The following is a 25,301-nucleotide window of genomic DNA, read 5'->3' as shown; positions in this document are numbered from 1 at the left end:
GGGCCTATCTGCCCGACCATGATAGATTCCGATGCAGTGACGAAGGCGGTACGTGCCGTCGCGGGTGACCGCGCGACGGTCCGGATGGAGGGCGCGCGCGCCGGCGTAGTGATCGATGCGACCGGCCTGTCCTCGATCGATCGCGACGCGCTGGAGGCGCAGGTGCGCGAGGCCGCGGCGCTGCCCGGCGTCGCCGAGGTCCGCGTCGTGATGACGGCGGAGCGCGTCGCGCGGCAACTCGTCGCGGTCGCCAGCGGCAAGGGCGGGGTCGGCAAATCCACCCTCGCCGCCAATCTCGCGATCGCGCTGTCGCGCGCCGGGCGCCGGGTCGGGCTGGTCGACGCCGACATCTACGGCCCCTCGCAGCCACGGCTGATGAAGGTCGAGGGCACCCGCCCGACCGCGAAGGACAAGGTGCTCGATCCGGTTCCCACCCCTTATGGCGTCCCGCTGCTTTCGATGGGGCAGCTGGTCGATCCCGGCCGCGCACTCGCATGGCGCGGGCCTATGGCGGCGGGCGCGCTCGGCCAGCTGGTCGAAGCGGATTGGGGAGCGGTCGACACGCTGGTGCTCGATCTGCCTCCCGGCACCGGCGACGTCCAGCTGACCATGGTCCAGAAATATCGCCCCGCGGGCGCGGTGATCGTCTCGACCCCGCAGGATCTGGCGCTGATCGACGCCACCCGCGCGATCGACCTGTTCGAAAAGGCCGGCGTGCCGATCATCGGGCTGGTCGAGAACATGGCGGGCTACATCTGCCCGCATTGCGGCGAGGCGTCAGACCCGTTCGGCAATGGCGGCGCAGAGGCCGCGGCGGCGCGGCTCGGCATCCCGTTCCTCGGTCGCATCCCGCTGACCATCGCGATCCGCACCGCGTCCGACGCGGGCGAGCCGCCCGCTGCGGGGAACGGCGCCGATGCGACCGCGTTTCATTCGATCGCCGGGCACGTCGATGCCTGGCTGAAAGGACGATGACCGATGCCGTTGACCGCAGACGAGGACATCCGGGCGCTGCTCGAAGGCGCGCGCACCATCGCGCTGGTCGGCGCCTCCGACCGCCCCGATCGGCCCTCCTACGGCGTCATGGCGAAGCTCCAGGCGCACGGCTACCGCGTGATCCCGGTCAACCCGCAGATCACCGGCGAGCATATCCACGGTGAATTCGTCTTCCGCGACCTCGCCCAGCTAGGCGACCAGATCGACATCGTCGACATCTTTCGCCGCTCGTCGGACGCCGGCCAGGCCGTCGACGACGCGATCGCGATCGGCGCCAAGGCGGTGTGGATGCAACTCGGCGTCACCGACGACGCCGCCGCCGCCCGCGCCGAAGCCGCCGGCATGAAGGTGGTGATGAACCGCTGCCCCGCGATCGAAATCCCGCGGCTGGGTGTGGCGCGGATCGAAGGGTAAATTTCCTTCCGTTCGTTTCGAGCGAAGTCGAGAAACCCTTACCCCCAAATGCGTGGCCGGTTTCTCGACTACGCTCGAAACGAAGGAAGGAGGGTAGCTCGCCCTTGCCCGCCAGCCCGCACTGCCGCATCATCCCGCGACCGCAGGCAAGGGAACACCGCTCATGATCGCGCCACTGCTCCTCCTGCTGCTCCAGGCCGCCCCAGCCACCTCGGCTCCCAAGACCGAAAGCTGGTCGATCCTCGCCCCCAGGGACGAGTTTTGCGAAACTCGCACCACCCCCGATGGCGACATCGTCGTCTGCGACCGCGGCAGCAACGGCCAGCGCCTGCCCCTCTTCGAAAAAGAACCCGGCGCGACCCCCAACGGCGTCAACCCGAACAAGACCGGCATCGGCGCACTGGCCGCCGAGGGCACCCCCTGCGCCGCCATCCAGCGCGGCTGCACGGTCGGCTTCGGCCCACCCATCGTCCCGATCATCAAGGGCGCGGTCTCGGCGCTGAAGTCGGCGCTGGCCGCCAAGCCCGACAAACGCGGCCGCGTCGCGATCCCGCTGGATTGAGGGCAAACGGCGAGAGAGCAACCGAACCGCCAAACCGCCACACCTTTGCACCACCCCGGCGAAGGCCGGGGCCCAGTCGGGAAGGCGGATGTAACAAAGGACGGCGCCAACCCTGAGGCGTCTCCCGCCTGGGCCCCGGCCTCCGCCGGGGTGGTGAGGAAGGGTAGCTCACCTCGCCCCAACCCGTGCTCCCGCGAAGGCGGGAGCCCAATACTGGGTCCCCGCCTTCGCGGGGACACAAGGAACCGGGCACGCGCCCGCTGTCCTACACTCTCCGCCCCGGCTACCACCCCGCACCGCACCAACGGCCCGCTCTTTCACATGACCGCTCACAGCCCCGCGCACGCGTACAGGTGCGACTCTTGTGACTCTTCGCGCCCGCCCCAACTACTCCAGGATGTGCATCCACAACGGCGCGCCCGCGAGGCTCGGCGACCCGCGGAGCTTCTCCAGCGCCTGCGCCACGCTCCGCTCCGGCCCCTCATGCGTCACAATCGCGACCAGCACGCCGCCGCCGCTCACCGCGCCGCGCTGGATCAGGCTCTCGATCGAGACACCCGCGTCGCGCATCGCCGCCGCGATCTCCGCCAACACGCCGACCTTGTCCTGCACCGTGAAACGCAGATACGCCCGCCCGCGCCGCTCACCGCTGTCCGCCTTGGCGCCGTCGGTCAGCGCCGCGACCGGCATAGCGTAGGGCGGCCCGAATTCCCCGCGCGCGATGTCGATCAGGTCGGCGACCACCGCGCTCGCGGTCGGCCCCTCACCCGCGCCGGCGCCCTGGAAGAACAGCCGCCCGACGAAATTGCCCTCCGCAACGACCGCGTTCAGCGATCCGGTGACATGCGCCAGCGGATGATCGAGCGGCACCAGATGCGGATGCACCCGCTGGAACAGCCCGTACGGCCCCGCCTCCGCCACGCCGACCAGCCTCACCCGGTAGCCGAGCGCCGCCGCCTCCGCGATATCGGCGGCGATCACCTGCCGGATCCCTTGCGCGGCGACGTCCGCGAACGCCGGTCGCGTGCCGAACGCGACGCTCGCCAGGATCGACAGCTTGTGCGCCGCGTCGATGCCGTCGATGTCGAACGTCGGGTCGCTCTCCGCAAAGCCCAGCGCCTGCGCCTCCGCGAGCACGTCCGCGAAGTCGCGGGCTTCGCTCTCCATCTTCGACAGGATGAAATTACAGGTGCCGTTGAGGATGCCGTAGACCCGTGTGATCTCGTTCGCCGCCGCGCCTTCGCGCAGCCCCTTGATCACCGGGATGCCGCCCGCGACCGCCGCCTCGAACTTCAGCGGCACCCCCGCCGCCTCCGCCGCGCTCGCCAGTTCCAGCCCGTGATGCGCCAGCATCGCCTTGTTGGCGGTCACGAACCCGCGTCGGTTGCCGAGCGTCGCGCGCGCCAGCGTCAGCGCCGGCCCGTCCGATCCGCCGACCAGCTCGACCACCACGTCGACGCCCTCATGCGTGGCGAGCGCGGTGGTGTCGTCGACCCACGCGAACCCCGACAGGTCGACCCCGCGGTCCTTGCTGCGGTCGCGCGCCGACACCGCCACGACCTCGATCCCGCGTCCCGCCCGGCGTTCGATCAACGCGCGGTTCGCCTCGAGCAACTTGATCACGCCGCCGCCGACGGTTCCCAGTCCGGCCAACGCCACCCGCAACGGCTCGCTCATCTCGATTCCCCTTCGTTCGGCGCCGCGTAAAGCATGCCGCGCCGGCCCGATCCACCCCGCCGTCGCGGCATCTTGCCGCGCAGGTGCGATCGGCTACACCGGCGCGGCCACCACCGAAAGATACCGCGTGACCGAAGCAGACCGCCGCCCGATCGCCGAACTCACCGTCCGCGGCATCCTGCTCGGCGGGCTGATCACGCTGCTGTTCACCGCCGCCAACGTCTATCTGGGGCTGAAGGTCGGGCTGACCTTCGCGACTTCGATCCCCGCCGCGGTGATCTCGATGGCGATCCTGCGCTATCTCCCCGGCGCGACGATCCTCGAAAACAACATCGTCCAGACCGTCGCCTCCGCCGCGGGTACGCTCGCCGCGATCATCTTCGTCCTGCCCGGCCTCGTGATGATCGGCTGGTGGCAGGGCTTTCCCTATCTGCTGACCGCGGGGATCACGATGACCGGCGGCATCCTCGGCGTGATGTTCTCGGTGCCGCTACGCCGTGCGCTGGTGGTCGACACCGACCTGCCCTTTCCCGAGGGCCGCGCCGCCGCAGAGGTGCTGAAGGTCGGCGCCGGCAGTCGCGCCGGCGAGGCGGAGAGCGGCCGCGGCCTGCGCCTGATCGTCGTCAACGCACTCGTCTCGGCGGGCTTCGCGATCGTCACCCAGACCAAGGTCGCCGCCGCCGAGGCCGCCTTGTTCTTCCGTGCCGGCGCGGGCGCCACCGGGATCACGGGCGGGCTCTCCTTCGCGCTGATCGGCGCCGGTCACCTCGTCGGCCTGTCGGTCGGGCTCGCGATGTTCGTCGGGGTGATCATCGGCTGGTGGATTGCGCTGCCGATCCTCACCGCACTCACCCCCGCCGCGGTCGGCACCAGTGTCGAAGCCTGGGCCGGGGGCGTGTTCCGCACCGATGTCCGCTTCCTCGGCGCGGGGGTGATCGGCGTCGCCGCGATCTGGACGCTGGTGAAGATCATCGGTCCGGTGATCGGCGGCATCCGCTCGTCGATGGCCGCGAGCGCCGCCAAGCGCGGCGGCACGATCGTCGCGCTCGGCGAGCGCGACCTGCCGTTCGGTGTCGTCGTCGGGGTCAGCCTGGCGATGCTGGTGCCGATCGCGGGCCTGCTCTGGTCGGTGATCGCGGGCGGGCCGCTGCAGGGATCGGCACTCCCGCTGATCGCCGGCGCGCTGCTCTTCATCCTCGTCCTCGGCCTCGTGATCGCCGCGGTGTGCGGCTATATGGCCGGCCTGATCGGCGCCTCGAACAGCCCGGTATCGGGGATCGGCATTCTCGCGGTCCTCGCCTCCTCGTTGATGCTGGTCGGCCTGTTCGGCCGCGGCGCCGAACCCGCAACCACCCAGGCGCTGGTCGCCTATGCGCTGATCGTCACCGGCATCGTGTTCGGCGTGGCGACCATCTCCAACGACAATCTCCAGGACCTCAAGACCGGCCAGCTGGTCGGCGCGACCCCGTGGAAGCAGCAGGTCGCGCTGATCTTCGGCGTCATCTTCGGCTCGCTGGTGGTGCCGCCGGTCCTTCAGCTGCTGTCGACCACGCTCGGCTTCCAGGGCGCACCCGGCGCCGGGCCAAACGCGCTCGCCGCACCGCAGGCCGCGCTGATCTCCGCGCTCGCGAAGGGCGTGCTCGGCGGCGACCTCAACTGGGCGATGATCGGGGTCGGCGCGCTGATCGGCGTCGGCGTCATCTTCATCGACGAGATCCTCGGCCGGCTCGGCAAGCTCCGCCTCCCGCCACTCGGCATCGGCCTCGGCGTCTACCTGCCGATGTCGGTGACCCTGCCGGTGGTGATCGGCGCAGTGATCGGCGCGCTCTACGACCGCTGGGCGGACCGCCGCCCCGACCCGGAATACGCCCGCCGCATGGGCGTCCTCACCGCGACCGGCATGATCGTCGGCGAAAGCCTGTGGGGCGTCGCCTTCGCGATCATCGTCTACGCCACCAACAGCGACGCTCCCCTCGCGCTGGTCGGCGAGGGCTTCGCCTCTCAGGCGCTGGTCGGCGGCACCGTGGCGTTCCTGGCGCTGATCTGGGCGCTCTACCGATATACGCGGCGGATGGCGGCTACATCGCCGCCAGCAACTCCTTGATCGGCACGAACGCGAACCCCACCGAGCTGTCCGCGATCCCGTACGGCAGGAACAGCGTATCCCCATGCCGGATCGCCCCGCAGGAATAGACCACGTTGGGCACATAGCCCTCGCGGTCCTGGTCCTTCGCCGACAGCAGCGGCTCGCGCGTCCGTCCGATCACCTTCGACGGATCGTCCTTGTCGAGCAGCACCGCGCCGATCGAATATTTTCGCATCGCCCCCACCCCGTGGGTGAGCAGCAGCCAGCCCTCGTCGAGCTCGATCGGCGGCCCGCAATTGCCGATCTGCACCAGCTCCCAGGGGTAGGTCGGCGTCAGAATCTTCTCGCCGTCCTCCCAATGCTCGAGCTTGTCCGATTTCAGCAGGAACAGGTTCTCGCCATCCGACCGTCCGATCATCATATACTGCCCGCCGACCTTGCGTGGGAACAGCGCCATGCCCTTGTTGCGTGCCGCCGGGCCGGTCATCGGCACCAGATCGAACGCGCGGAAATCCTTGGTGCGGAGCAGCTCCGACTGGATCTGCGAGCCGTTATACGCGGTATAGGTCCCGATCCATTCCTCACTGCCGTCGTCATGACGGAAATGGACGATGCGCAGGTCCTCCAGTCCCTTGGACTGCGCCTGGGTGATCGGGAAGATCACCGTGCCCGACAGCGTGCTGTCGCGGTGGCGATAGACCGTCACCGGGCCCGCCGGCATCTCCTCCTCGCCCCGCCCGATCGCGTCGGTCGCGGTCGCGAACGGCGGCTCGGGCGCGAGCTTCAGCTGGTTGCGATCGGTGATGATCCCCTCGCGGAACGCCACCGAGGAGATATGCCCCTCGCCCACCGCGCGCAGCGACATCAGGATCCGCATCGATCCCTCGGGCATGCCCGACTGGTCGAAATGCGGGACCGCGCTCGGGTTCATCAGCGCCGCGGCGGCATAACTGTATTCGTGACAGAAATAGGCGCCGATCAGCTGTCGCTTGACGTCGCCGATGTCCGCTCCGTCGAGATCGAGCAGCCCTTCGATCTCGTCATAGCGGGTCATGAACACCCGCCGCGTCTGCCAATGCCGCGCCTCGAAGTCCTTCAGGACCTCCTCGAGCTCGTTACGGGCGTCCTCCGGTCCCATCTCCAGCACTTCGGCGACAAGCCGCTCGGTGCGGCTAGGGCCGCCGCCGTTCCCCGCCCAAGCGATATGGAATGGCCTCACGACCACGCGGGAAGGATCGGCATGAAGCCGCAGGCGGTGGGTGAACAGTTCCATCGCGAAACAGCCTCGTCCAGGTCGTCAGGTCCCGACGCCCCGGACGATTGTCCTAGGCGACGACGCGATCCGCTCCTGCCACGCCTTGTGCCGACTTTGATAGCCCCGAAATCGCGCAAGTCGCCAGTTGCAGCGCCAAAATCGATTCGGCACCCTGGTTGCGGTTGAGGCCGTTGGGCATCAGACCGTCGAAACAGCCGCCATCGGCGACCGTCGCCAGCGGCAGATCGAGGTCGTTGACCCCCAGATACCAGCCATAGGCGCGCTCGGCTTCCTTCACCCAGCGCTGGTCGCCCGTGGCATCGAACGCCGCGATGCACGCCTCGACTGTCGCCTGCGCCTCCAGCGGCTGCTGGTCGAACTGCAGCGGCTCGGCATAGGGCTTGTGGAAGCTCTCGGTCCCGACAGCGCGGAAGCGCCCCTCGGGCGAGGTCTGCTTGTCGACGATCCAGCCGAGCGTCTCGATGCCGCACTCGATCAGATCGCGCCGACCGAGCGCTTGACCGACCCGCAGCAACGCCTCGGGCAGCCGCGCATTGTCGTACGCCAGGACAATCTCGAACCACTTCCATTCCGGCCGCCGCGCCGACGCGAGCAGCGCGAGATGATCGTCGGGAAAGCGTTGCAGGATCGACCGAGCGAGTTCGTGGCCGGGCTTGACCTCGAGCATCGCCGCCGCGCCCAGCATCGCAAATGCCTGCGCCCGGAGCGATCCAAGTTCCAGCCCCATCGACGCGGTGCTGTCGAACAGCGCCACCGCCCAGTCGCGATGCTTCTGGTCCGCCGCGTCGCGCGCGGTGATCCCCAACGCCCACAGCGTGCGGCCGTTAGAATCCTCCGACCCCGCGTCCTCGCACCAGGTACGATCGAAGTTCATGAAGTTGCGGAAACGGCGCGTGTCCGGGTTCCACGCATATTGGATGAACGACGCGTAGATCGTCGTCCACTTATCGCGCTGCACCGGATCGAGATCGGGCATCGCGCTCATCAGCATCAGCGCACGCGCATTATCGTCGATGCAGTAGCCGTGGCGACGATCCGGGATCGAAAAAATCGAATGCTGGAGCATGCCGGTCGCATCGCTCATTCGTTCGACCGCAGAGAGGTCCGGCGAGAGCGGCTTGACCGAACGCGCCTTGGCCAGCCGTCGCGGCTTGGACTGCAGCGCCAACAGCGTCTCCGCCACCGTCGCCTCGGCAAGGCGCGACCAGATCATCGTCCGACCACGGGCATAGGCGCGTGCGGACAGCGACTTGCGGTCGCGCTCGTTCGACAGCAACCGGTTGATCTCACGCGCGAACGCCGCACTATCGCGGAAGTCGACGAGCACGCCGTGGCCATCGGCTAGGATCTCGGTCGCGTGGACGTAGGGCGTCGACACCACCGCCTTGCCGACCCCGATCGCGTAGGACAGCGTGCCAGAGGTGATCTGCGCCGGGTTGAGATACGGCGTCGCGTAAATGTCCGCCGCCTGCAGATACTCGATCAGCTCGTCATGCTCGACGAAGCCGTCGATGAACGCGACGTTGTCCGCGACGCCGTGCTCGACCGCCAGCGCCTTCAGGCTGTCGCGATACCGCTCGCCCTGCTGAGCAACCAGGTTCGGATGCGTCGCCCCAAGCACGACATACAGCGCCCGGGGGTGGTTCGCGATCACCGCCGGCATCGCCTCGATGATCGTCTCGATGCCCTTGTTCGGCGCGAGCAGGCCGAAGGTCAGCACGACCTCGCGCTCCTGCCAGCCGAACCGCGGCTTGAGCAGTTCGGGCTCGATCAACTCGCGATCAGGCACGCCGTGCGGGATCATTACAATCTGGCGCGGGCTGGCGCCGTAGACCCGTTGCAATATCTCGCGGCCACGCTCGGCCATGACGATGATCCGCGCTGACCGGCGCAGCAGCCCTTCCAGCACCCGCCGCTCGTCGGCGCTCGGCTTTTCGAGAACCGTGTGCAGCGTGACGATCACCGGGAGCGTCGTGCGGTCGAGCAGCGCGAGCAAATGCTCGCCCGCCGGCCCGCCATAGATGCCATATTCATGCTGCACCCAGATCGCCTGCGCCCCGCTGGCGTCAATGCGGCGCGCGGTATCGATGTAGCTCGACAGATCGTCCTGCGGGATCGCCGCGGTCACCGCGGCGGGATAGTCGTAGCGGCCGGGATGATCGTCCATCGCATAGACGTCGACCTGAATATCGGGATAGCGATCGCGCAGCGCGTCGTAGACGTCGGTGGTGAAGGTCGCCAGACCACACTGCCGGGGCAGGAAATTGCCGATCAGTGCGAGTTTCGTGAGGGTATCCCCCGACGACGCCTTACCCATGCCGTGTCCTCTGCTGATGCAAAAAGCGAAACGATCCGCCAGCTTGCTCCCGATTAACTCTCGTGGAGCAAAATGGTTGCTGTTTCGCCGCACTGCAACACAACATGCATCTATTTCGTACGTTAGTAGATCAGCCCCTACCGCGGTAGGGCGCAACTCCCTGGTCGGGCAGCCAAAGATCCGCAGGCGGCGCCCCGCTCTGCCAGAACACGTCGATCGGTATGCCGCCGCGCGGATACCAATAGCCGCCGATCCGCAGCCATTGCGGCCGCATCTCGGCGACCAGCCGCTCGCCGATGCCGACGGTGCAATCCTCGTGGAACGCCGCGTGATTGCGGAACGAACCGAGGAACAGCTTCAGCGACTTGGACTCGACGATCGTCTCGCCGGGGACATAGTCGATCACCAGATGCGCGAAATCGGGCTGGCCGGTGACGGGGCAGAGCGAAGTGAATTCGGGCACCGCAAACCGCACCAGATACGTTCGTCCCAACCGTGGGTTCGGAACATAATTGAGGATCGCCGCTTCTGGAGAGGCGGGAAGCGTGCTGGACTGGCCTAGATGTGTCGGGGTCATGGCGCGCATGTAGGATGCGATGGCTCAGAATAAAACGCGCGTTCTCGTCCCCGTGCTGGGCGACCAGCTGACGATCGGCCTGGCATCGCTCGCCGCTGCGGATCCCGTCGCTACGGTCGTGCTGATGATGGAGGTCGCCGACGAGACGACCTATGTCCGCCACCACAAGAAGAAGATCGCGTTCCTCTTCGCGGCGATGCGGCACCATGCGATCGCGTTGCGCACACTCGGCTGGACGGTCGACTATGTCGCCTTCGACGATCCCGACAACAGCGGCAGCTTCACCGGCGAGATCGCACGCGCGGTGTCGCGCCACGCGCCTGATCGCATCATCGTCACCGAAGCGGGCGAGTGGCGGGTGCGCGCGATGCTCGACAGCTGGGAAACCTTGTTCGGCATCCCCGTCGACATCCTGCGTGACGACCGCTTCCTCGCCAGTCACGCGGACTTCGAAGCCTGGGCCGGCGGCCGCAAACAACTGACGATGGAGTATTTCTACCGCGCGATGCGCCAGCGTACCGGTCTGCTGATGGACGCGAAGGGCAAGCCTGTCGGCGGCCAGTGGAACTACGACCAGGACAATCGCAAGCCCGCGCAGGCCGATCTGCTGATGCCGCGCCCGCTGTCATTCGCGTCCGACGAGGTCACCCGCGACGTGCTCGCCCTCGTCGCCGATCGTTTCGCCGATCATCCCGGCGATCTCGAGCCGTTCGACTTTGCGGCCACCCGCGACGACGCGCTACGCCAGCAGAAGCAGTTTCTCGACCACGCGCTGCCACGCTTCGGCGACTATCAGGACGCGATGGTGACGGGCGAGCCGTGGCTGTACCACTCGATCCTGTCGCCCTACATCAATTGCGGGCTGCTCGATCCGATCGCGCTCTGTCACGAAGTCGCCGCGCGATACGAGGTGGGCAAGGTGCCGCTGAACTGCGCCGAGGGCTATATCCGCCAGATCATCGGCTGGCGCGAATATATGCGCGGGATCTACTGGCGCGAAGGTCCCGATTACGTCGAACGCAACTTCCTCGATCATCACCGCAACCTGCCGGGCTGGTACTGGACCGGCGAGACCGACATGCACTGCCTCGCCGACACCATCGGCGGCACGCTCCGCCACGCCTATGCGCATCATATCCAGCGGCTGATGATCACAGGCAATTTCGCGCTGCTGATCGGGGCCGACCCGCGCCAGGTGCACATCTGGTATCTGGAGGTCTACACCGACGCGTATGAATGGGTGGAGCTGCCCAACACGCTCGGCATGAGCCAGTTCGCCGACGGCGGGCTGCTCGGCTCGAAACCCTATGTCTCGTCGGGCGCGTACATCAACAAGATGTCGGATTATTGCGGCTCGTGCCGCTATGACGTCAAGCAACGCACCGGACCCGATGCCTGCCCGTTCAACTCGCTCTACTGGGATTTCCTGGCGCGCCACGAGGACAAGCTCGGCAACAACCGTCGCCTTGCGATGCCCTACCGTACCTGGGCGAAGACCGATCCCGACGAGCGCGGCCGCATCCGCGCGCAAGCCGCAACCTTCCTCGCCTCCCTCGACGCCAGCGGCGACGCTGGCTACTGATCGGGAAAGTCGAAGGAGAAGACCATGGAAGCGCTCGTGACGACCGAATGGCTGGCCAGCGAATTGGGGGCAAGCGACCTCCGCATCGTCGATGCGACCTATCTCGCTGCCGATGCGGGGCGCGATGCGGCCGCCGAGTATGAGGCGGCGCACATCCCCGGCGCGGTGTTCATGAACCTCGCCGAGCTGCGCGACACCGATACCGACCTGCCGATGATGCTGCCGTCAGCGGAGAAGTTCGCGAGCCGTATGCAGTCGCTCGGGCTCGGAGATGGCAGCCGCATCGTGCTCTACGACAGCTCACCCTGGCACACATCGGCGCGCGCGTGGTGGATGCTCCGCACCTTCGGCGCGCACGACGTCGCGATACTCGACGGCGGGCTCGCCAAATGGCAGGCCGAGGGCCGCGAGACCGCGAGCGGCAAGGAACAGCTTCGCCACCGCCACTTCACCGTCTGGGCCGACGACAAGGGCGTCCGCACGCTCGAGCAGATGAAGGCCAACATCGACACCGGCGCCGAACAGGTGCTCGATGCCCGCTCCAAAGCGCGCTTCACCGGCGAGGAACCCGATCCGCGCCCCGCGACTCATGCCGGCCACATCCCCGGCTCGCGCAACCTGCCCTATGATCGCATCTTCAACGAAGACGGTACGTGGAAACAGGGCGACGCGCTGCGCACGGCCTTCGAAGGCACGGGCATCGACGTCGACAAGCCGATCGCGCTGACCTGCGGCTCGGGCATCACCGCCTCGACCCTCGCTTTCGGCCTGCACCTGCTCGGCAAGGACGCCGCGCTGTACGACGGCAGCTGGTCCGAATGGGGCGCCGATCGCTCGACGCCCAAGGCGATGGGCGCCGCATGAGCGACCCGACCGACCGGCCGATGGCCGACGCCACCCGCGTCGTCACCGCCGGTCGGCGCTCGGAATGGACCCAGGGGATCGTCAGTGCACCGGTCTGGCGCGCTTCGACGATCCTCTACGACTCGGTCGCGGATCTTCGCGCTGGATCGAAGCGCGATCCGCACCACCGGCTGTTCTACGGTCGCAAGGGCACCCCGACCCAGTGGTCGCTCGCGGATGCGCTGACCAGCCTCGAGCCGGGCGCCGAGGGGACGTTCCTCTACCCCTCGGGCGTCGCCGCGATCGCCGCGGCGTTGCTGTCGGTGTTGTCACCCGGGGATGAGCTGCTGCTGGTCGACAGCGCCTATGACCCGACCCGGTCGATGGCGACCGGCCTGCTCGCGCGGCTCGGGATCGTCACGCGCTATTACGACCCGATGATCGGCGCCGGCATTGCCGAGCTGATCGGCGAGAACACCCGCGCGATCTTCATGGAAAGCCCCGGCAGCCTCACCTTCGAGGTTCAGGACGTTCCCGCGATCGTCGTCGCGGCAAAGGCACGCGGCGTCGTCACGCTGCTCGACAACACCTGGGCGACCCCGCTCTGCTTCCCCGCGATCGCGCACGGCGTCGACCTGTCGATCCTCGCCTGCACGAAATACATCGTCGGCCATTCCGACGTAATGCTCGGATCGGTGACCGCGGCTCCTGGCCACTTTGCGCGCCTGCGCGATACCAGCTTCCAGCTAGGGCAGGTCACCAGCCCCGACGACGCCTGGCTCGGTAGCCGTGGCCTGCGGACGATGGCAGTCCGTCTCGCCCATCACCGCACCAGCGCGCTGACGATCGCCCAATGGCTCGCCGACCGGCCGGAGATCGCCAGCGTCCTCCACCCGGCGCTGCCGTCCTGCCCCGGCCACGACATCTTCCTGCGCGACTTCAAGGGCGCGACCGGCCTGTTCTCGTTCGCCTTCGCCGGCGGCGACGAAGCCGCTCGCGCCGCCTTCATCGACACGCTCGATCTGTTCGGCATCGGCTATAGCTGGGGCGGCTTCGAAAGCCTCGCCATCCCGGTAGACCCCCAACGTCACCGCACCGCCACCCGCCGCGACGACCCCGGCCCGATGGTGAGACTGCAGATCGGCTTGGAGGACGTCGACGACCTGATCGCCGACCTCGACCGCGGCCTGGCCGCGTTCCGCGAGGTGCGGGGGTAGCTAATCCCCCCTCCCCTTCAGGGGAGGGGCCGGGGGTGGGGCCTCTCCACGAGCGGTGGGGTCCGGGAAGAGCCCCCACCTTCAACCCCTCCCCTGAAGGGGAGGGGCTTGCATCAGTTCTTACGGCGCAGTCGCACTCGCCCGTGCGTCCTGGCCGTCACCCTCCGGCGCCGCGACGATGTCGCGCGTGGTCGACCCCTTGTCGACTACCGTCGTCTGCGGATCGGCCACCGACGAGCGGATCCCCGGATCGGCCGAGCTTCCCCCCGCCTGCGCGACCGCTGCCGACTCGGCGGCGCTGCGTGGCGCCGGCCCACCGAACAGCGCGTCGAGCGTCTGCTGCTGGGTCGCACTGTCCTGCGGCCGCGCCGCGCCGGGCTGCGGCGGCACCAGCGAGAAATCGGGCGGGATCACCAACGGCGCCTGGCGCGCAACCGCGAATTCGTCGGGGCGGGCGCGGTCGTAGCCGCTCTTGCCGCAGCCCGCGAGCAGCACCGCACAGGCGAGCCCCGCGGCGATCGGAACATAGTTACGCATGGGAATTCTCCGAAACTTCATCGCGCTTGTCGCGCATCAGCAGCGCGCGGACAAGCAGCACCAGCACGCCGATCGTAATCGCGGCGTCCGCGACGTTGAACACCAGGAACGGCCGCCAGTCACCGAAGTGCAGGTCCGCGAAATCGACCACATAGCCGAACCGCACCCGGTCGAGGATGTTGCCGATCGCCCCGCCCAGGATCAGGCCCAGCGCGATCCGGTCCTGCCGGTTGCGCTCGCGGGTCATCCACACCGCCACCAACGTCGCGATCACCGCGGTCATCGCCACCAGCCCCCACCGCATCATATCGGTATCGGCGTGCAGCAGCCCCAGCGACACGCCGCGATTGGCGACGAAGCGCAACGCAAAGATCGGCGCAATCACCCGCTCGGCGCTCAGTTCGTTGAGCCCGAGCACGTCGGTGATCGCATATTTGCTCGCCTGATCGGCGACGAACACCGTGACGGCAGCGATCACGCCGCTGCGGGGGAGCTTAGCCATTCGACACCACCCCCGTGCACCGGTCGCACAGCGCGCCGTCGCTTGCGACCTCGGGCAGATGCCGCCAGCACCGCCCGCACTTCAGGTAAGCGGTGCGCGTCACTGCGACCCCGTCCGATCCTTCGCCAACGCGCGCGACGATGAATGCCTCCGCCAGCGCATCCGCATCGAGCGGCAGCGTCGGCACCGACACCTCGGCCTCCAGGCTCGACCGCACCGTCTTCTCGCGACGCAGCGGCTCGATAGCCTCGGTCACCTGTTCGCGCAGCCGGCGCACGTCCGCCCAGTTGCTGCCGACCGCCTCGTCGCCCGGCAACGCCGGCAGCTCCGGCCATTCGAGGTAATGTACCGATCCGTCCTCGCTCGGGAAGCGCGATTGCCACACCTCCTCGGCGGTGAAGCACAGGATCGGCGCCGCATACCGCACCAGCGCGTGGAACAGCAGGTCGAGCACCGTCCGATACGCGCGCCGCTTCAGGTCGGTCGGCGCATCGCAATAGAGGCAGTCCTTGCGGACATCGAAGAAGAACGCCGACAGGTCCTCGTTCGCGAAATCGGTCAGCAGCCGCAGATAGCGGTTGAACTCATACCCGGTCGCCGCCTCGCGCAGGTCCACATCCAGCGTGCCGAGCAGATGCAGCACGTACCGCTCCAGCTCGGGCATGTCCGCCACCGCGACCCGCTCGTCCTCGGTGTACCCGTCAAGCGCGCCGAGCAGGTAGCGGAACGTGTTGCGCAGCTTGCGATAGGCGTCCGACGCGGTGCCGAGCACCTCCTTGCCGATCTTCACGTCGTCGAAATAATCGGTCGACGCCACCCACATGCGCAGGATGTCGGCACCCGATTCCTGGATGATCTTGAGCGGATCGACGACGTTGCCAAGGCTCTTCGACATCTTGCGCCCCTGCCCGTCGAGCGCGAAGCCGTGGGTCAGCACCGCGTCGTACGGCGCGCGCCCGCGCGTTCCGCTCGCCTCGAGCAGCGACGACTGGAACCAGCCGCGATGTTGGTCGGAGCCTTCGAGATACAGGTTCGCGCGGACCCCGTCGCCATAGCGCGCCTCGACCGTGAACACATGCGTGCACCCCGAATCGAACCACACGTCGAGGATGTCCTGCACCACCTCGTAATCCTCGGCGCGATAGCGGTCGCCGAGCAGCGCCTGGTGATCCGCGCCGAACCACGCGTCCGCGCCGCCCGCGCGAAACGCCGCGACGATGCGGTCGTTCACCGATCCGTCGTTCAGATACTGCCCGGTCTTGCGATCGACATAGAGCGCGATCGGCACGCCCCAGGCGCGCTGCCGGCTGATCACCCAGTCGGGCCGCCCCTCGACCATCGACCGGATCCTGTTCTGCGACCGCGCCGGGATCCACTTGGTCCGCTCGATCGCGTCGAGCGCGGTCTCGCGCAACGTCGGCCCGTTGCCGAGCTCCATCGCCGGGGTCACCCCGTTGCCGAACAGCGCCATCCCCGCATCGGGCACCGCGTCGCCGATCGGGGTACGATCGGGCTGGTCCATCGGGATGAACCACTGCGGCGTCGCGCGGAAGATCACCTTGGCCTTCGACCGCCAGCTGTGCGGATAGCTATGCTTGAAATCGTCCGACGCGGCCAGCAACGCGCCCGCCGCGCGCAGATCGGTGCAGATCGGGCCGTCCGCGCTCACGAACTTCTTGTTGATCACGCTGCCCTGCCCGCCGAGCCACGCCCAGTCCGCGCGGTACATGCCCGCGCCATCGACCGCGAACACCGGCTCCAGCCCATGCGCCTTGCACAGCAGGAAATCGTCCTCGCCGTGGTCGGGCGCCATGTGGACGAGTCCCGTACCCGCATCGGTCGTGACGAAATCGCCCGCCAGGAAAGGTCGCGGCTTGGCGAAGAAGCCGCCGAGCGCATGCATCGGGTGGCGCGCGGTGGCATCGCGGAGCTTCGAACCAAGCACCGCCTGCATCGGCACATATTCGGATCCAACCCGTCCGCCTGCAGAACCAAGCAACTCTAGCGCAATAAGGTACTGGCGACCGTCATCATCCCGCTTGCGGCAAAGCCGATACTCGATCTCCGGCCCATAGGCCAAAGCCTGGTTCACCGGTATCGTCCACGGCGTCGTCGTCCAGATCACCGCATGCGCGCCGACCAGTTCGGGCGCGTGAGGCGCCTCCACGATCTCGAACGCGACGTCGATCTGGGTCGAGACGATGTCCTCATACTCGACCTCCGCCTCGGCCAGCGCGGTCTTCTCGACCGGCGACCACATCACCGGCTTGGCGCCGCGATAGAGCTGCCCGGTCTCAGCGAACTTTAACAGCTCGCCGACGATCGTCGCCTCGGCGTCGTAGTTCATCGTCAGGTACGGGTCGGCCCAGTCGCCCATCACGCCCAGCCGCTCGAACTGCACGCGCTGTACCCCGACCCATTTCTCGGCATAGGCGCGGCATTCGGCGCGGAACTGCGGAACCGGCACCTCGTCCTTGTTGAGCTTCTTGGCTCGGTACGCTTCCTCGACCTTCCACTCGATCGGCAGGCCATGGCAGTCCCAGCCGGGTACGTAGGGCGCGTCCTTGCCCATCAGCGATTGGCTGCGGACGATGATGTCCTTCAGCACCTTGTTCATCGCATGGCCCATATGGATGTCGCCATTGGCATAGGGCGGGCCGTCGTGGAGGATGAAGCGCTCGCGCCCCGCGCGCCGTTCGCGCAACCGGTCGTAGACGCCGAGCCGCGCCCACCGCTCCAGGATCGCCGGCTCCTTGGCGGCGAGCCCGGCCTTCATGGGAAACTCGGTCTTCGGCAGGAAGACGGTGTCGCGATAATCTGGTGCTTCGGTCATGCGTTCCGCGCGCTTAGAACCGCCTTGGCCTTCGCGCAATCGATGTCCATCTGGCGGATCAGGTCATCGAGCGACTCGAACTTGGCCTCGGGCCGCAGATACTCGATCAGCGCGACCTCGATGTCGCGGCCGTAGAGATCGCCCGAGAAGTCGAAGAAATAGGGTTCGAGCAGTTCCTTGGGCGGATTGAAGCTCGGCCGGATGCCGAGGTTCGCTGCACCCTGCAGCACCGTCCCGTCATCGAGCCGCCCGGTCACCGCATAGATGCCGTAGGCCGGTCGCAGATAGCTGCCGAGATCGATATTGGCGGTCGGATAGCCGATCGTCCGCCCGACCTTATCGCCATGCTGGACCGTGCCCCGGATCGCGAACGGCCGCGTCAGCAGCGTCGTCGCAGTGGCGAGATCGCCGCGGCGCAGCGCATCGCGGATCCGGCTCGACGATACCGGCTCACCGTCGAGCGACACCGCGCCGACGGTTTCCGCGGCGAACCCCAGCGCCTCGCCGCGCGCGGCCAGCATCGCCGCGTTGCCCGCCTTGCCCTTGCCGAAGGTGAAGTCCTCGCCGGTCACCACCCCACCGACACGCAGCGCGCCGACCAGCCGTTCGTCGACGAACGCCTCCGCGGTCAGCGCCGCCAACGCCGCGTCGAACCCGAACACCACCATCGCGTCCGCGCCCGCCGCCGCGAACAGCCGCTCCCGCTGATCGAGCGTCGTCAGCCTGAACGGCGGCGTCTCCGGCCTGAACAGCCGCACCGGATGCGGATCGAACGTCGCGACCAGCGCCGGACGCCCCTCCGCCTTCGCACGCGCCACCGCACGGCCGACCACCGCCTGATGACCGAGGTGAAATCCATCGAAATTGCCGAGCGCGACGATCCCCCCCGCCAGCCGCGACGGCACCGCCGAGCTGCCGTCTAGCCGCTCCATGCGCTGCGCCTATACGGGCCCACCCGCCGCGGCGCCAGCGGTGAGAGGGGTCGCGTCGGATAGTGGCGGACGAGGTTCCGCTCCCTAATCTTCGTCATCCCCGCGCAGGCGGGGATCCATACTGGCAAGCCTCTGCGACTCAGCCACGAACCTTCGCCAGTCTGGATTCCCGCCTTCGCGGGAATGACGGAGTTAGGTAAATGACGAAGTTAGGTGGACGCGCGCCCTACCGCTCCAACCGCACGAAACTATACCCCGGCCGCTCCCCCTCCGCGGCATGATCCTCACGCGCCACCTCGCGCCAACCCGCGAACCCCGGCACCACCGCATCCCCCGCGGGCGACGCATGCACTTCGGTCAGTTCGATCCGGTCCGCGGACTCGAGAAACAGCGCAAACACCTCCGCTCCCCCGATCACCGCCACCTCGTCGCCGGCGCTCGCCAGCGCCTCCTCTGGCGAATGCACCACCTCCGCGCCGGGCGCCGACCAGCCGCGATCGCGCGTCAGCACGATGTGGCGCCGCCCTGGCAACGGGCTCGGGAAACTCTCAAAGGTCTTGCGGCCCATCACCATCGGCGTGCCCATCGTCATCGCCTTGAACCGCTTCAGATCGGCAGGAAGGTGCCACGGCAGCCGGCCGTCACGCCCGATCACCCCATTGTCCGCGCGTGCGAGGTAGAAGACGATCATCGCCTAGACCGCCACCGGAGCCGAGATCGCCGGATGAGGATCATAATCCTCGACCGTGAAATCATCGATCCGGTAATCGAACATCGATTCCGGACGCCGCCCGATCCGCAGCTTCGGCGCGCCGCGCGGTGTCCGCGCCAACTGCTCGGTCACGAGGTGCGCGTGGTTCAGGTAGATGTGCGCGTCGCCGCCGCTCCACACCAGATCGCCCGGCTCGAGATCGCATTGCTGCGCCAGCATCCGCACCAGCAGCGCCGCCGAAAATGCGTTGAACGCGAAGCCCAGCCCGAGATCGCACGACCGCTGCCACAGCATCCCCGACAGCTTCCCGCCCGCGACATGAAACTGATAGGTCATGTGACACGGCGGCAGCGCCATCCCGTCGAGTTCGGCGACGTTCCACCCGGTGAACAGATGCCGGCGCGATCCCGGATTGGTTCGCAGCCCGTGAACCAGCGCGCTGATCTGGTCGATCCCGCGCTCGGCCTTGCGGTATAGCCCGTCGCTGCCCTCGACCGGCACGTAGCGCGGCCAATCGACCCATTGCTTGCCATAGACCGGGCCGAGATCGCCCCAGCGCGCCGCGAAAGCCGCGTCCTCGATCACCCGCTGCTCGAACGCATCGCGCTCGATCGCATCCCCGGTCTCGGCGCGATAGCGGGCGAGCGGCCAGTCGGTCCAGATATGCACCTTCTGCTCGACGAGCGCGCGGATGTTGGTGTCGCCGGTCAGGAACCACAGCATCTCGCGCGCCGCGGTTTTCCATGCAACGCGCTTGGTGGTGAGCAGCGGGATCGCATCGTCCGCCAGCGAAAAGCGCAACGTCGGCCCGAACAGCGACCGCGTGCCGACGCCGGTGCGATCGACCCGCTCGTCGCCATGACCCCAGACGTCGCGCAGCAGGTCCAGATATTGCTGCTCGTAATGCGGCTCGGCGGCCATGCGCGACTCCCCCGTAGCGCCCCGGCGCTCTGGCGACGCTCTGCCGCGACCGCGGGGCAAAGACAACGCCGGTCACGATCCCGCAGGAACGGACCGGCTTGATGAAGCGCGATCCGCCACGCCCATGCAAACGATCTCATGCAATCACCGAAGCATCCGATCGTGCTGCGCGACGCCGACGCGGTCGCGCGCCACTTCGCGTCGATCGCCGACAGTGCGGTAGAGCTGGCGGTGGTCGGCTATCTTGATCCGGAATGGAGGCTTCTCGGCGCGACTCATTTTACCGGCCGCACGCGATACGTGGCCCCGTCGATCCGTCACATCGTCCGCGATGCGCTCGCCTTCGACGCGGTCGCGGCGGTGCTGGTGCATGGTCACCCGGGCGGCGACGCCTCCCCCAGCCCCGCCGACCTCGCCTTCACTCGCCGCCTCGCCACGACACTAGGCGCGATCGACGTGGTGCTGGTGGATCACCTCATCCTCGGCGGCGACACGACCGTCAGCCTGCGCGAGCGGGGGCTGTTGTGAGGGGAATACCCACCCCTCCTACGTCATCCCCGCGCAGGCGGGGACCCATACTGGCTGGCCGCAGTATGTCAGCCGATACGCTCGCCAGTCTGGATCCCCGCCTTCGCGAGGATGACGGAGCAAGCTAGGCCGGCACCGACCTCTACCGCCCCGGCGTCCCCACCCGACACGGCTTGATCGCCTGCGGCTCCGGTCGCGGGCCGACCGCCTTGAAGGTCGCAAGGTATCCGCCGGCCGACGGCATGTCGGTGATCGACTCCTGCCGATACCCGACCGCTGCGAATTCGCATTTTAGCAGCGCGGGCGGCGTCCCGTGGTTGCGAGTCATGCGGTTGGCGTCGACCACCACCACCAGCCCGTCGGGCTTCAGCGACGGGCGCATCCGCCACAGGAACTCGTAAGGCTGCTCGATCTCGTGGTACATGTGGACCATCAGGATGCGATCGAAGCTAGCCGGCGGCAGCCGCGGGTCGGACGGTTGACCCAGCCGTACGCTGACATTCTCCAGCCGCTCGCGTGCGACCCGGTCCGCCAGCGTGTCGCGGACCTGCGCGACGATGTCCTCGGCGAGCACCCGGCCTTCCTTGCCGACCCGCGCCGCCGCGCGGATCGTGTAATAGCCCTCGCCCGCCCCGATATCGGCGACAGTCATGCCCGAAGTGATCCCGGCCTTGTCCATCACCTCGTCCGCCTCGTTGAGGCGGTCGCGTGCCTCCTCGTTCGACCAGCGCGACGAGACGATATGCGCGACCGGCCGATCGGGCACCGGGAACGGGCCCGGCCGCTCGGGCTCGCGCTTGATCAGCGGCTTGGACCCGTCGCACGCCGCCGCCATCAGCACGCCCGCGATCAGCAGCCCGCGCATACTCCCCCGGGCCAGCGCACGGCCACGATCCGCCCGCCGCGGTGCGGGGTCGGTCGCCGCCGGGCCGCCGGTCACGATCAATCCACGTCCTCCACATCGACCGCCTCGCCCGTCACCCGCTGCGACAGCGCCGCCGCCATGAATGGGTCGAGATCGCCGTCCAGCACGTCGCTCGGCGCGGTGGAGGTCACGCCGGTGCGGAGGTCCTTCACCATCTGGTACGGCTGCAGGACATAGCTGCGGATCTGGTGCCCCCAGCCGATGTCGGTCTTCGCCGCATTCTCGGCGTTAGCGGCCTGCTCGCGGATCTGCAGCTCGCGTTCGTAGAGCCGCGCGCGGAGCTGGTTGTACGCTTCCGCCTTGTTCTTGTGCTGCGATCGCTGGTTTTGGCACTGCACCACGATACCCGTCGGGATATGGGTGATCCGCACCGCCGAATCGGTGGTGTTGATGTGCTGCCCGCCCGCGCCGGAGGCACGGTAGGTATCGATCCGCAGGTCGCTCTCGTTATACTGGACGTCGATATTGTCGTCGACGACCGGATACACCCACACGCTCGCGAACGAGGTGTGGCGCCGCGCCGCGCTGTCGTACGGGCTGATCCGGACCAGCCGGTGAACCCCGCTCTCGGTCTTGGCGAACCCGTACGCGTTCTCGCCCTTCAGCAGCAGCGTCGCCGATTTGATCCCGGCCTGCTCGCCCGAATGCTGGTCGATCAGCTCGACCTTCATGCCGCGACGCTCCGCCCAGCGCGTGTACATGCGCTGTAGCATCCCTGCCCAATCCTGGCTCTCGGTCCCGCCTGCGCCCGCATTGACCTCGACATAGGTGTCGTTGCCGTCCGCCTCGCCCGCGAGCAATGCCTGGACCTTGTCGTGGTCGGCCCGCTTGGCGAGCGCGGCGAGGCTCTCCACCCCGTCCGCCTCCATCTGCGTGTCGCCTTCCGCCTCGGCCATCTCGATCAGCTCGACCGTGTCGTCGAGCTCGGCCTGGATCGCGCGGGTCGCGCCGATCGCCTCGTCGAGGCGACGGCGTTCGCGCATCACCTCCTGCGCGGCCTTGGGGTCGTTCCACAACGCCTGGTCCTCGACCCGCGCGTTGAGTTCGTCGAGACGGCGAAGCGCACGATCCCAGTCGAGGAAGCGACGCAGCAACGCCAGCGCCTCGTTGATCGTGTCGACATGAGCCTGCGCTTCGGCGCGCATGATATTTCTCCAGGGTCCGGACAAAAGCCGGCGATATAGGAACGCGGCTAGTAGATTCCGCCTTGTTGTTGCAAGAACTCGCTGTCGCGCGGTGCTTCCGCCTTGCGCGCTGCGGCGGCAGTCGGTGTCGCGGTCGGCGCCGGATCCGACCGGCGCGATCGCCGCCGCGGTTCGCTCTCGGGCTTGAACGCTTCCCAGATCACGCCCGCCTTCGGATCGCCCCCGGTCGGCCAGGCGCCGTACACCGGACGCCCGCTGCCGCGATCGATCCGTACCATGCGGATGCCCGGCGGCGCACGGAACGGGATCTTCTCCAGCCCCTCATACGCCTTTAGCGCAAATTCCTTGAAGATCGGCGCCGCGAACGTGCCGCCCTGCGCATAGCCGCCAAGATTGGTCGGCGAATCATAGCCGACATACAGCCCGCCGATGAACTGCGGCGTGCCCCCGATGAACCACACGTCGGTCGGTCCCGAGGTCGTCCCGGTCTTGCCGAACATCGGCCGGTCGAGATCGCGCAGAACGGTCGCGGTGCCGCGCTGGATCACGCCTTCGGTGATGTGGACCATCTGGAACGCGGTCTGCGCGTCGATCACCTGCTTGCCGCGCACCGGCGGGCGCGGCATCGCCTGCCCGTTCCAGTCGCGCGCGTTGCAGCCGTCGCAGCTGCGCCAGTTCTCGGGCCAGATCACCTTGCCGTGGCGGTCCTGAACGAAGTCGATCAGCGACGGATCGTGCGCGCGCCCCTGGTTGGCGAGCGTCGCATAGGCGTTGACCATCTTGCTGACCGTGGTCTCACCCGCGCCCAGCGCGAAGGCGAGATAGGGCGGATAGGTGCCGACGCCCATCCGCTTCATCGTGTCGACCACCCGCGGCATGCCGGTCTGCGCCGCAGCGCGCACCGTCATCAGGTTGCGCGATTGTTCGATCCCCCAGCGCATCGTGTGCGGCCCCGCCGCGCGCATGTTGGCGAAGTTGCGGAAGCATTTCTGCCCCAGCCGCGCGCCCTGATAGACGCAGAACGGCCCGTCGACGATGATCGACGCTGGGGTCATCCCGTTCTCCAGCGCCGCTGAATAGACGATCGGCTTGATCGTCGATCCCGGCTGGCGCTGCGCCTGGGTGGCGCGGTTGAACGACGCGATGCGGCTGTCGAAGCCGCCCTGCATCGCCAGCACCCGCCCGGTCGCGGGCTCTTCCACCACGAACCCGCCCGAGATCCGCGGCACCGACCGCAACGCGAAGTCGCCGCCCGACGGTGCCACCGCGATGATGTCGCCCGGCTCGATTGCCGCGAATGCGGTGCCGCCCTTGCCGCGCACCGGCATCTGCGCGGCGTCGCGCGGCAGCGTCGCGGTCTGCCCGGTCGCGAACCCGATCGTCCACGCAGCACCGTCGCGCGCGATCGCGATCGCCGCGCGCCAGTCCGCATAGTCGAGCGCGATGTTGGTGTTGAGCAGCGCTTGCTGCCACCTTTCGCCATCGATCTCGACGTGTCGGATCGGCCCCGACCAGCCCCGCCCGCGATCGTAGCGCAGCAAACCGTTGCGCAGCGCCAGCGCCGCCAGATCCTGCAAACGACGGTCGAGCGAGGTCCGCACCCACAGCCCGCCCTCGTAAACGCTCGAGGGCCCGTCGCGCGCGGTCTCGCCGAACTTGCGGATCAGCTGCCGGCGCACCTCCTCGACGAAATAGCCGCCGACCGACTCGTACTTGGGCGTCCGCCGCAGCACCGTGCCGAGCGGCTCTGCGACCGCCGCGCTACGTTGCGCCGGGGTGATGAAGCCGTTGCGCAGCATTTCGGACAGCACGTAGTTGCGCCGCTGCAACGCGCGCTCGGGATGCCGCACCGGATCGTAGTTCGACGGCCCCTTGGGCAGGATCGCGAGATAGGCGAGCTGCTCCAGCGTCAGTTCGGTCAGTTCCTTGTCGAAATAGGCATGGCTCGCCGCCTCGACCCCGAAGGCGTTGCGGCCGAGCGCGATCTGGTTGAGGTACAGCTCCAGGATCTGCGGCTTGGTCAGCGTATCCTCGATCCTGTAGGCGAGGATCGCTTCCTTCAGCTTGCGCGTCGGCGAATATTCGCTGCCGATCAGCAGGTTCTTGGCGACCTGCTGCGTGATCGTCGACCCGCCCTTGGCACGCCGGCCGCTGCCGATCTTGGCGGCATAATCGATCACCGCGCCCGCGAGCCCCGGGTAGTCGACACCGTGATGCTCGAAGAAGGTCTTGTCCTCCGCCGCCAGGAACGCCTTCACCAGCAGCGGCGGGTATTCGGCATAGGACAGCTCGACCCGCCGCTCGCGGGCGTAGGACTGGATCGGCGTGCCGTCGATCCCGCGGACGTTGGTCGGGAGCGGCGGTTCGTACGCGCGCAGCTTGTCCACCGACGGCAGGTCGCGGACGATCAACAGCCACAACAACGCGAACGCGATCGCCGCGACCAGCGCCGCCACCGCGAGCACCTTCACCCACCACCGCGCCCATAGTCGCACGGCCACGTCACGCACGCCCCCCGCATCGCGGGACAGCCTGAAGCGGGTGGAGCTGGGAGGATCGGACGCCATATACTTGTCGGGCACCGTTTAGCAGATCGAACACCGCGCGCCAGCGGGTCGTTGCGGGGGGTCGGGCAGGTCTCAAAATCCGATCACCGCGACTATTCCCACGACCTGTACGGTTCCCCGGCGAAGGCCGGGGCCCAGGTGCGAAGGTCGAG

21 protein-coding genes are annotated in these 25,301 nt (G+C 67.9%); 8 read left to right on the top strand and 13 right to left on the bottom strand.

Annotation, left to right across the window (positions count from 1 at the left end; all coding sequences use genetic code 11):
- Positions 1-18 precede the first annotated feature (18 nt).
- From ACFE77_RS03110 to ACFE77_RS03100, 3 genes are all read left to right on the top strand, one after another.
- The gene (locus tag ACFE77_RS03110) at positions 19-975 is read left to right on the top strand and encodes a P-loop NTPase (protein WP_375420165.1); all 957 of its coding nucleotides are present in this window, start codon (positions 19-21) and stop codon (positions 973-975) included.
- 3 nt (positions 976-978) lie between these two features.
- Positions 979-1,410, top strand: a complete 432-nt coding sequence (locus ACFE77_RS03105) for a CoA-binding protein (protein ID WP_375420164.1) — start codon at positions 979-981, stop codon at positions 1,408-1,410.
- Between the two features lie 163 nt (positions 1,411-1,573).
- On the top strand, positions 1,574-1,972 hold the full coding sequence (locus ACFE77_RS03100) for a hypothetical protein (RefSeq protein WP_375420163.1): 399 nt from the start codon (positions 1,574-1,576) through the stop codon (positions 1,970-1,972).
- A 387-nt stretch (positions 1,973-2,359) separates the two neighbouring features.
- Here ACFE77_RS03100 and ACFE77_RS03095 read toward each other — a convergent pair whose 3' ends face one another.
- Entirely contained in the window at positions 2,360-3,649 is a 1,290-nt protein-coding gene (locus tag ACFE77_RS03095) for a homoserine dehydrogenase (RefSeq protein ID WP_375420162.1), read from the bottom strand.
- A 127-nt stretch (positions 3,650-3,776) separates the two neighbouring features.
- On the opposite strand from ACFE77_RS03095, the gene ACFE77_RS03090 reads away from it, so the two are divergent.
- Positions 3,777-5,753, top strand: coding sequence for an OPT family oligopeptide transporter (locus ACFE77_RS03090; RefSeq protein ID WP_375420161.1), 1,977 nt, complete (start codon positions 3,777-3,779; stop codon positions 5,751-5,753).
- On the opposite strand, the gene ACFE77_RS03085 is transcribed toward ACFE77_RS03090, so the two are convergent.
- From ACFE77_RS03085 to queF, 3 genes are all read right to left on the bottom strand, one after another.
- Positions 5,728-7,008: a glycoside hydrolase family 130 protein gene (locus ACFE77_RS03085; protein WP_375420160.1), complete on the bottom strand. Its 1,281-nt coding sequence runs from the start codon at positions 7,006-7,008 to the stop codon at positions 5,728-5,730. The two genes, ACFE77_RS03090 and ACFE77_RS03085, sit on opposite strands and share 26 nt — an antisense overlap.
- A gap of 52 nt (positions 7,009-7,060) precedes the next feature.
- Positions 7,061-9,328 carry a glycosyltransferase gene (locus ACFE77_RS03080; protein WP_375420159.1) on the bottom strand — a complete coding sequence of 756 codons (2,268 nt, stop codon included), beginning with the start codon at positions 9,326-9,328 and terminating at the stop codon, positions 7,061-7,063.
- A gap of 130 nt (positions 9,329-9,458) precedes the next feature.
- The gene (queF, locus tag ACFE77_RS03075; protein WP_375420158.1) at positions 9,459-9,905 is read right to left on the bottom strand and encodes a preQ(1) synthase; all 447 of its coding nucleotides are present in this window, start codon (positions 9,903-9,905) and stop codon (positions 9,459-9,461) included.
- 19 nt (positions 9,906-9,924) lie between these two features.
- Between queF and ACFE77_RS03070 the strand changes: the two genes are divergently transcribed.
- Genes ACFE77_RS03070 through metC form a run of 3 tightly spaced genes read left to right on the top strand, consistent with a single transcriptional unit; the run spans position 9,925 to position 13,547 of the window.
- A complete protein-coding gene (locus ACFE77_RS03070; protein ID WP_375420157.1) occupies positions 9,925-11,487 on the top strand; it encodes a cryptochrome/photolyase family protein in 1,563 nt (520 codons plus the stop codon).
- A gap of 24 nt (positions 11,488-11,511) precedes the next feature.
- Positions 11,512-12,351, top strand: a complete 840-nt coding sequence (sseA, locus tag ACFE77_RS03065) for a 3-mercaptopyruvate sulfurtransferase (protein WP_375420156.1) — start codon at positions 11,512-11,514, stop codon at positions 12,349-12,351.
- The gene (gene metC / locus ACFE77_RS03060) at positions 12,348-13,547 is read left to right on the top strand and encodes a cystathionine beta-lyase (protein WP_375420155.1); all 1,200 of its coding nucleotides are present in this window, start codon (positions 12,348-12,350) and stop codon (positions 13,545-13,547) included. Before sseA ends, metC begins: the two co-directional genes overlap by 4 nt.
- Positions 13,548-13,667: 120 nt before the next feature.
- Here the strand turns inward: metC and ACFE77_RS03055 are convergent, their stop codons facing one another.
- The 6 genes from ACFE77_RS03055 to thyA all read right to left on the bottom strand — a co-directional run bounded on the left by ACFE77_RS03055 (position 13,668) and on the right by thyA (position 19,984).
- Positions 13,668-14,084, bottom strand: a complete 417-nt coding sequence (locus ACFE77_RS03055) for a DUF3035 domain-containing protein (protein ID WP_375420154.1) — start codon at positions 14,082-14,084, stop codon at positions 13,668-13,670.
- Entirely contained in the window at positions 14,077-14,586 is a 510-nt protein-coding gene (lspA, locus tag ACFE77_RS03050) for a signal peptidase II (protein WP_375420153.1), read from the bottom strand. Before lspA ends, ACFE77_RS03055 begins: the two co-directional genes overlap by 8 nt.
- The gene (ileS, locus tag ACFE77_RS03045) at positions 14,579-17,419 is read right to left on the bottom strand and encodes an isoleucine--tRNA ligase (protein WP_375420152.1); all 2,841 of its coding nucleotides are present in this window, start codon (positions 17,417-17,419) and stop codon (positions 14,579-14,581) included. Before ileS ends, lspA begins: the two co-directional genes overlap by 8 nt.
- Positions 17,416-18,351, bottom strand: a complete 936-nt coding sequence (locus ACFE77_RS03040; protein WP_375420151.1) for a bifunctional riboflavin kinase/FAD synthetase — start codon at positions 18,349-18,351, stop codon at positions 17,416-17,418. The genes ileS and ACFE77_RS03040 overlap by 4 nt, the downstream gene beginning before the upstream one ends.
- A 226-nt stretch (positions 18,352-18,577) precedes the next feature.
- A complete protein-coding gene (locus ACFE77_RS03035; RefSeq protein WP_375420150.1) occupies positions 18,578-19,042 on the bottom strand; it encodes a dihydrofolate reductase in 465 nt (154 codons plus the stop codon).
- Positions 19,043-19,045: 3 nt separating this feature from the next.
- Positions 19,046-19,984, bottom strand: coding sequence for a thymidylate synthase (gene thyA / locus ACFE77_RS03030; RefSeq protein ID WP_375420149.1), 939 nt, complete (start codon positions 19,982-19,984; stop codon positions 19,046-19,048).
- Between the two features lie 138 nt (positions 19,985-20,122).
- Between thyA and ACFE77_RS03025 the strand changes: the two genes are divergently transcribed.
- Positions 20,123-20,512 (top strand): JAB domain-containing protein, encoded by a 390-nt coding sequence (locus ACFE77_RS03025; protein ID WP_375420148.1) that lies wholly within the window; start codon positions 20,123-20,125, stop codon positions 20,510-20,512.
- A 142-nt stretch (positions 20,513-20,654) separates the two neighbouring features.
- Here ACFE77_RS03025 and ACFE77_RS03020 read toward each other — a convergent pair whose 3' ends face one another.
- The 3 genes from ACFE77_RS03020 to ACFE77_RS03010 all read right to left on the bottom strand — a co-directional run bounded on the left by ACFE77_RS03020 (position 20,655) and on the right by ACFE77_RS03010 (position 25,149).
- Positions 20,655-21,377 carry a class I SAM-dependent methyltransferase gene (locus ACFE77_RS03020; protein ID WP_375420181.1) on the bottom strand — a complete coding sequence of 241 codons (723 nt, stop codon included), beginning with the start codon at positions 21,375-21,377 and terminating at the stop codon, positions 20,655-20,657.
- A gap of 77 nt (positions 21,378-21,454) precedes the next feature.
- The gene (gene prfB / locus ACFE77_RS03015) at positions 21,455-22,582 is read right to left on the bottom strand and encodes a peptide chain release factor 2 (RefSeq protein WP_375420147.1); all 1,128 of its coding nucleotides are present in this window, start codon (positions 22,580-22,582) and stop codon (positions 21,455-21,457) included.
- A 47-nt stretch (positions 22,583-22,629) separates the two neighbouring features.
- Positions 22,630-25,149 carry a penicillin-binding protein 1A gene (locus ACFE77_RS03010; protein ID WP_375420146.1) on the bottom strand — a complete coding sequence of 840 codons (2,520 nt, stop codon included), beginning with the start codon at positions 25,147-25,149 and terminating at the stop codon, positions 22,630-22,632.
- Between the last annotated feature and the right edge of the window lie 152 nt (positions 25,150-25,301).

This window comes from uncultured Sphingomonas sp. (genome assembly GCF_964243315.1).
Lineage (GTDB): Bacteria > Pseudomonadota > Alphaproteobacteria > Sphingomonadales > Sphingomonadaceae > Sphingomonas.
This window is presented reverse-complemented; position numbering and strand designations above follow the sequence as displayed.

Excerpts from the sequence above, each read along its gene's own strand:
- ACFE77_RS03035 (WP_375420150.1), bottom strand. The coding sequence starts at position 19,042 with ATGATCGTCTTCTACCTCGCACGCGCGGACAATGGGGTGATCGGGCGT.
- ACFE77_RS03025 (WP_375420148.1), top strand. The coding sequence starts at position 20,123 with ATGCAATCACCGAAGCATCCGATCGTGCTGCGCGACGCCGACGCGGTC.
- ACFE77_RS03010 (WP_375420146.1), bottom strand. The coding sequence starts at position 25,149 with ATGGCGTCCGATCCTCCCAGCTCCACCCGCTTCAGGCTGTCCCGCGAT.
- queF (WP_375420158.1), bottom strand. The coding sequence starts at position 9,905 with ATGACCCCGACACATCTAGGCCAGTCCAGCACGCTTCCCGCCTCTCCA.
- ACFE77_RS03040 (WP_375420151.1), bottom strand. The coding sequence starts at position 18,351 with ATGGAGCGGCTAGACGGCAGCTCGGCGGTGCCGTCGCGGCTGGCGGGG.
- ileS (WP_375420152.1), bottom strand. The coding sequence starts at position 17,419 with ATGACCGAAGCACCAGATTATCGCGACACCGTCTTCCTGCCGAAGACC.
- ACFE77_RS03055 (WP_375420154.1), bottom strand. The coding sequence starts at position 14,084 with ATGCGTAACTATGTTCCGATCGCCGCGGGGCTCGCCTGTGCGGTGCTG.
- ACFE77_RS03070 (WP_375420157.1), top strand. The coding sequence starts at position 9,925 with ATGGCTCAGAATAAAACGCGCGTTCTCGTCCCCGTGCTGGGCGACCAG.
- ACFE77_RS03105 (WP_375420164.1), top strand. The coding sequence starts at position 979 with ATGCCGTTGACCGCAGACGAGGACATCCGGGCGCTGCTCGAAGGCGCG.
- ACFE77_RS03110 (WP_375420165.1), top strand. The coding sequence starts at position 19 with ATGATAGATTCCGATGCAGTGACGAAGGCGGTACGTGCCGTCGCGGGT.
- ACFE77_RS03080 (WP_375420159.1), bottom strand. The coding sequence starts at position 9,328 with ATGGGTAAGGCGTCGTCGGGGGATACCCTCACGAAACTCGCACTGATC.
- lspA (WP_375420153.1), bottom strand. The coding sequence starts at position 14,586 with ATGGCTAAGCTCCCCCGCAGCGGCGTGATCGCTGCCGTCACGGTGTTC.
- metC (WP_375420155.1), top strand. The coding sequence starts at position 12,348 with ATGAGCGACCCGACCGACCGGCCGATGGCCGACGCCACCCGCGTCGTC.
- prfB (WP_375420147.1), bottom strand. The coding sequence starts at position 22,582 with ATGCGCGCCGAAGCGCAGGCTCATGTCGACACGATCAACGAGGCGCTG.
- thyA (WP_375420149.1), bottom strand. The coding sequence starts at position 19,984 with ATGGCCGCCGAGCCGCATTACGAGCAGCAATATCTGGACCTGCTGCGC.
- ACFE77_RS03100 (WP_375420163.1), top strand. The coding sequence starts at position 1,574 with ATGATCGCGCCACTGCTCCTCCTGCTGCTCCAGGCCGCCCCAGCCACC.
- ACFE77_RS03085 (WP_375420160.1), bottom strand. The coding sequence starts at position 7,008 with ATGGAACTGTTCACCCACCGCCTGCGGCTTCATGCCGATCCTTCCCGC.
- ACFE77_RS03020 (WP_375420181.1), bottom strand. The coding sequence starts at position 21,377 with ATGCGCGGGCTGCTGATCGCGGGCGTGCTGATGGCGGCGGCGTGCGAC.
- ACFE77_RS03095 (WP_375420162.1), bottom strand. The coding sequence starts at position 3,649 with ATGAGCGAGCCGTTGCGGGTGGCGTTGGCCGGACTGGGAACCGTCGGC.
- sseA (WP_375420156.1), top strand. The coding sequence starts at position 11,512 with ATGGAAGCGCTCGTGACGACCGAATGGCTGGCCAGCGAATTGGGGGCA.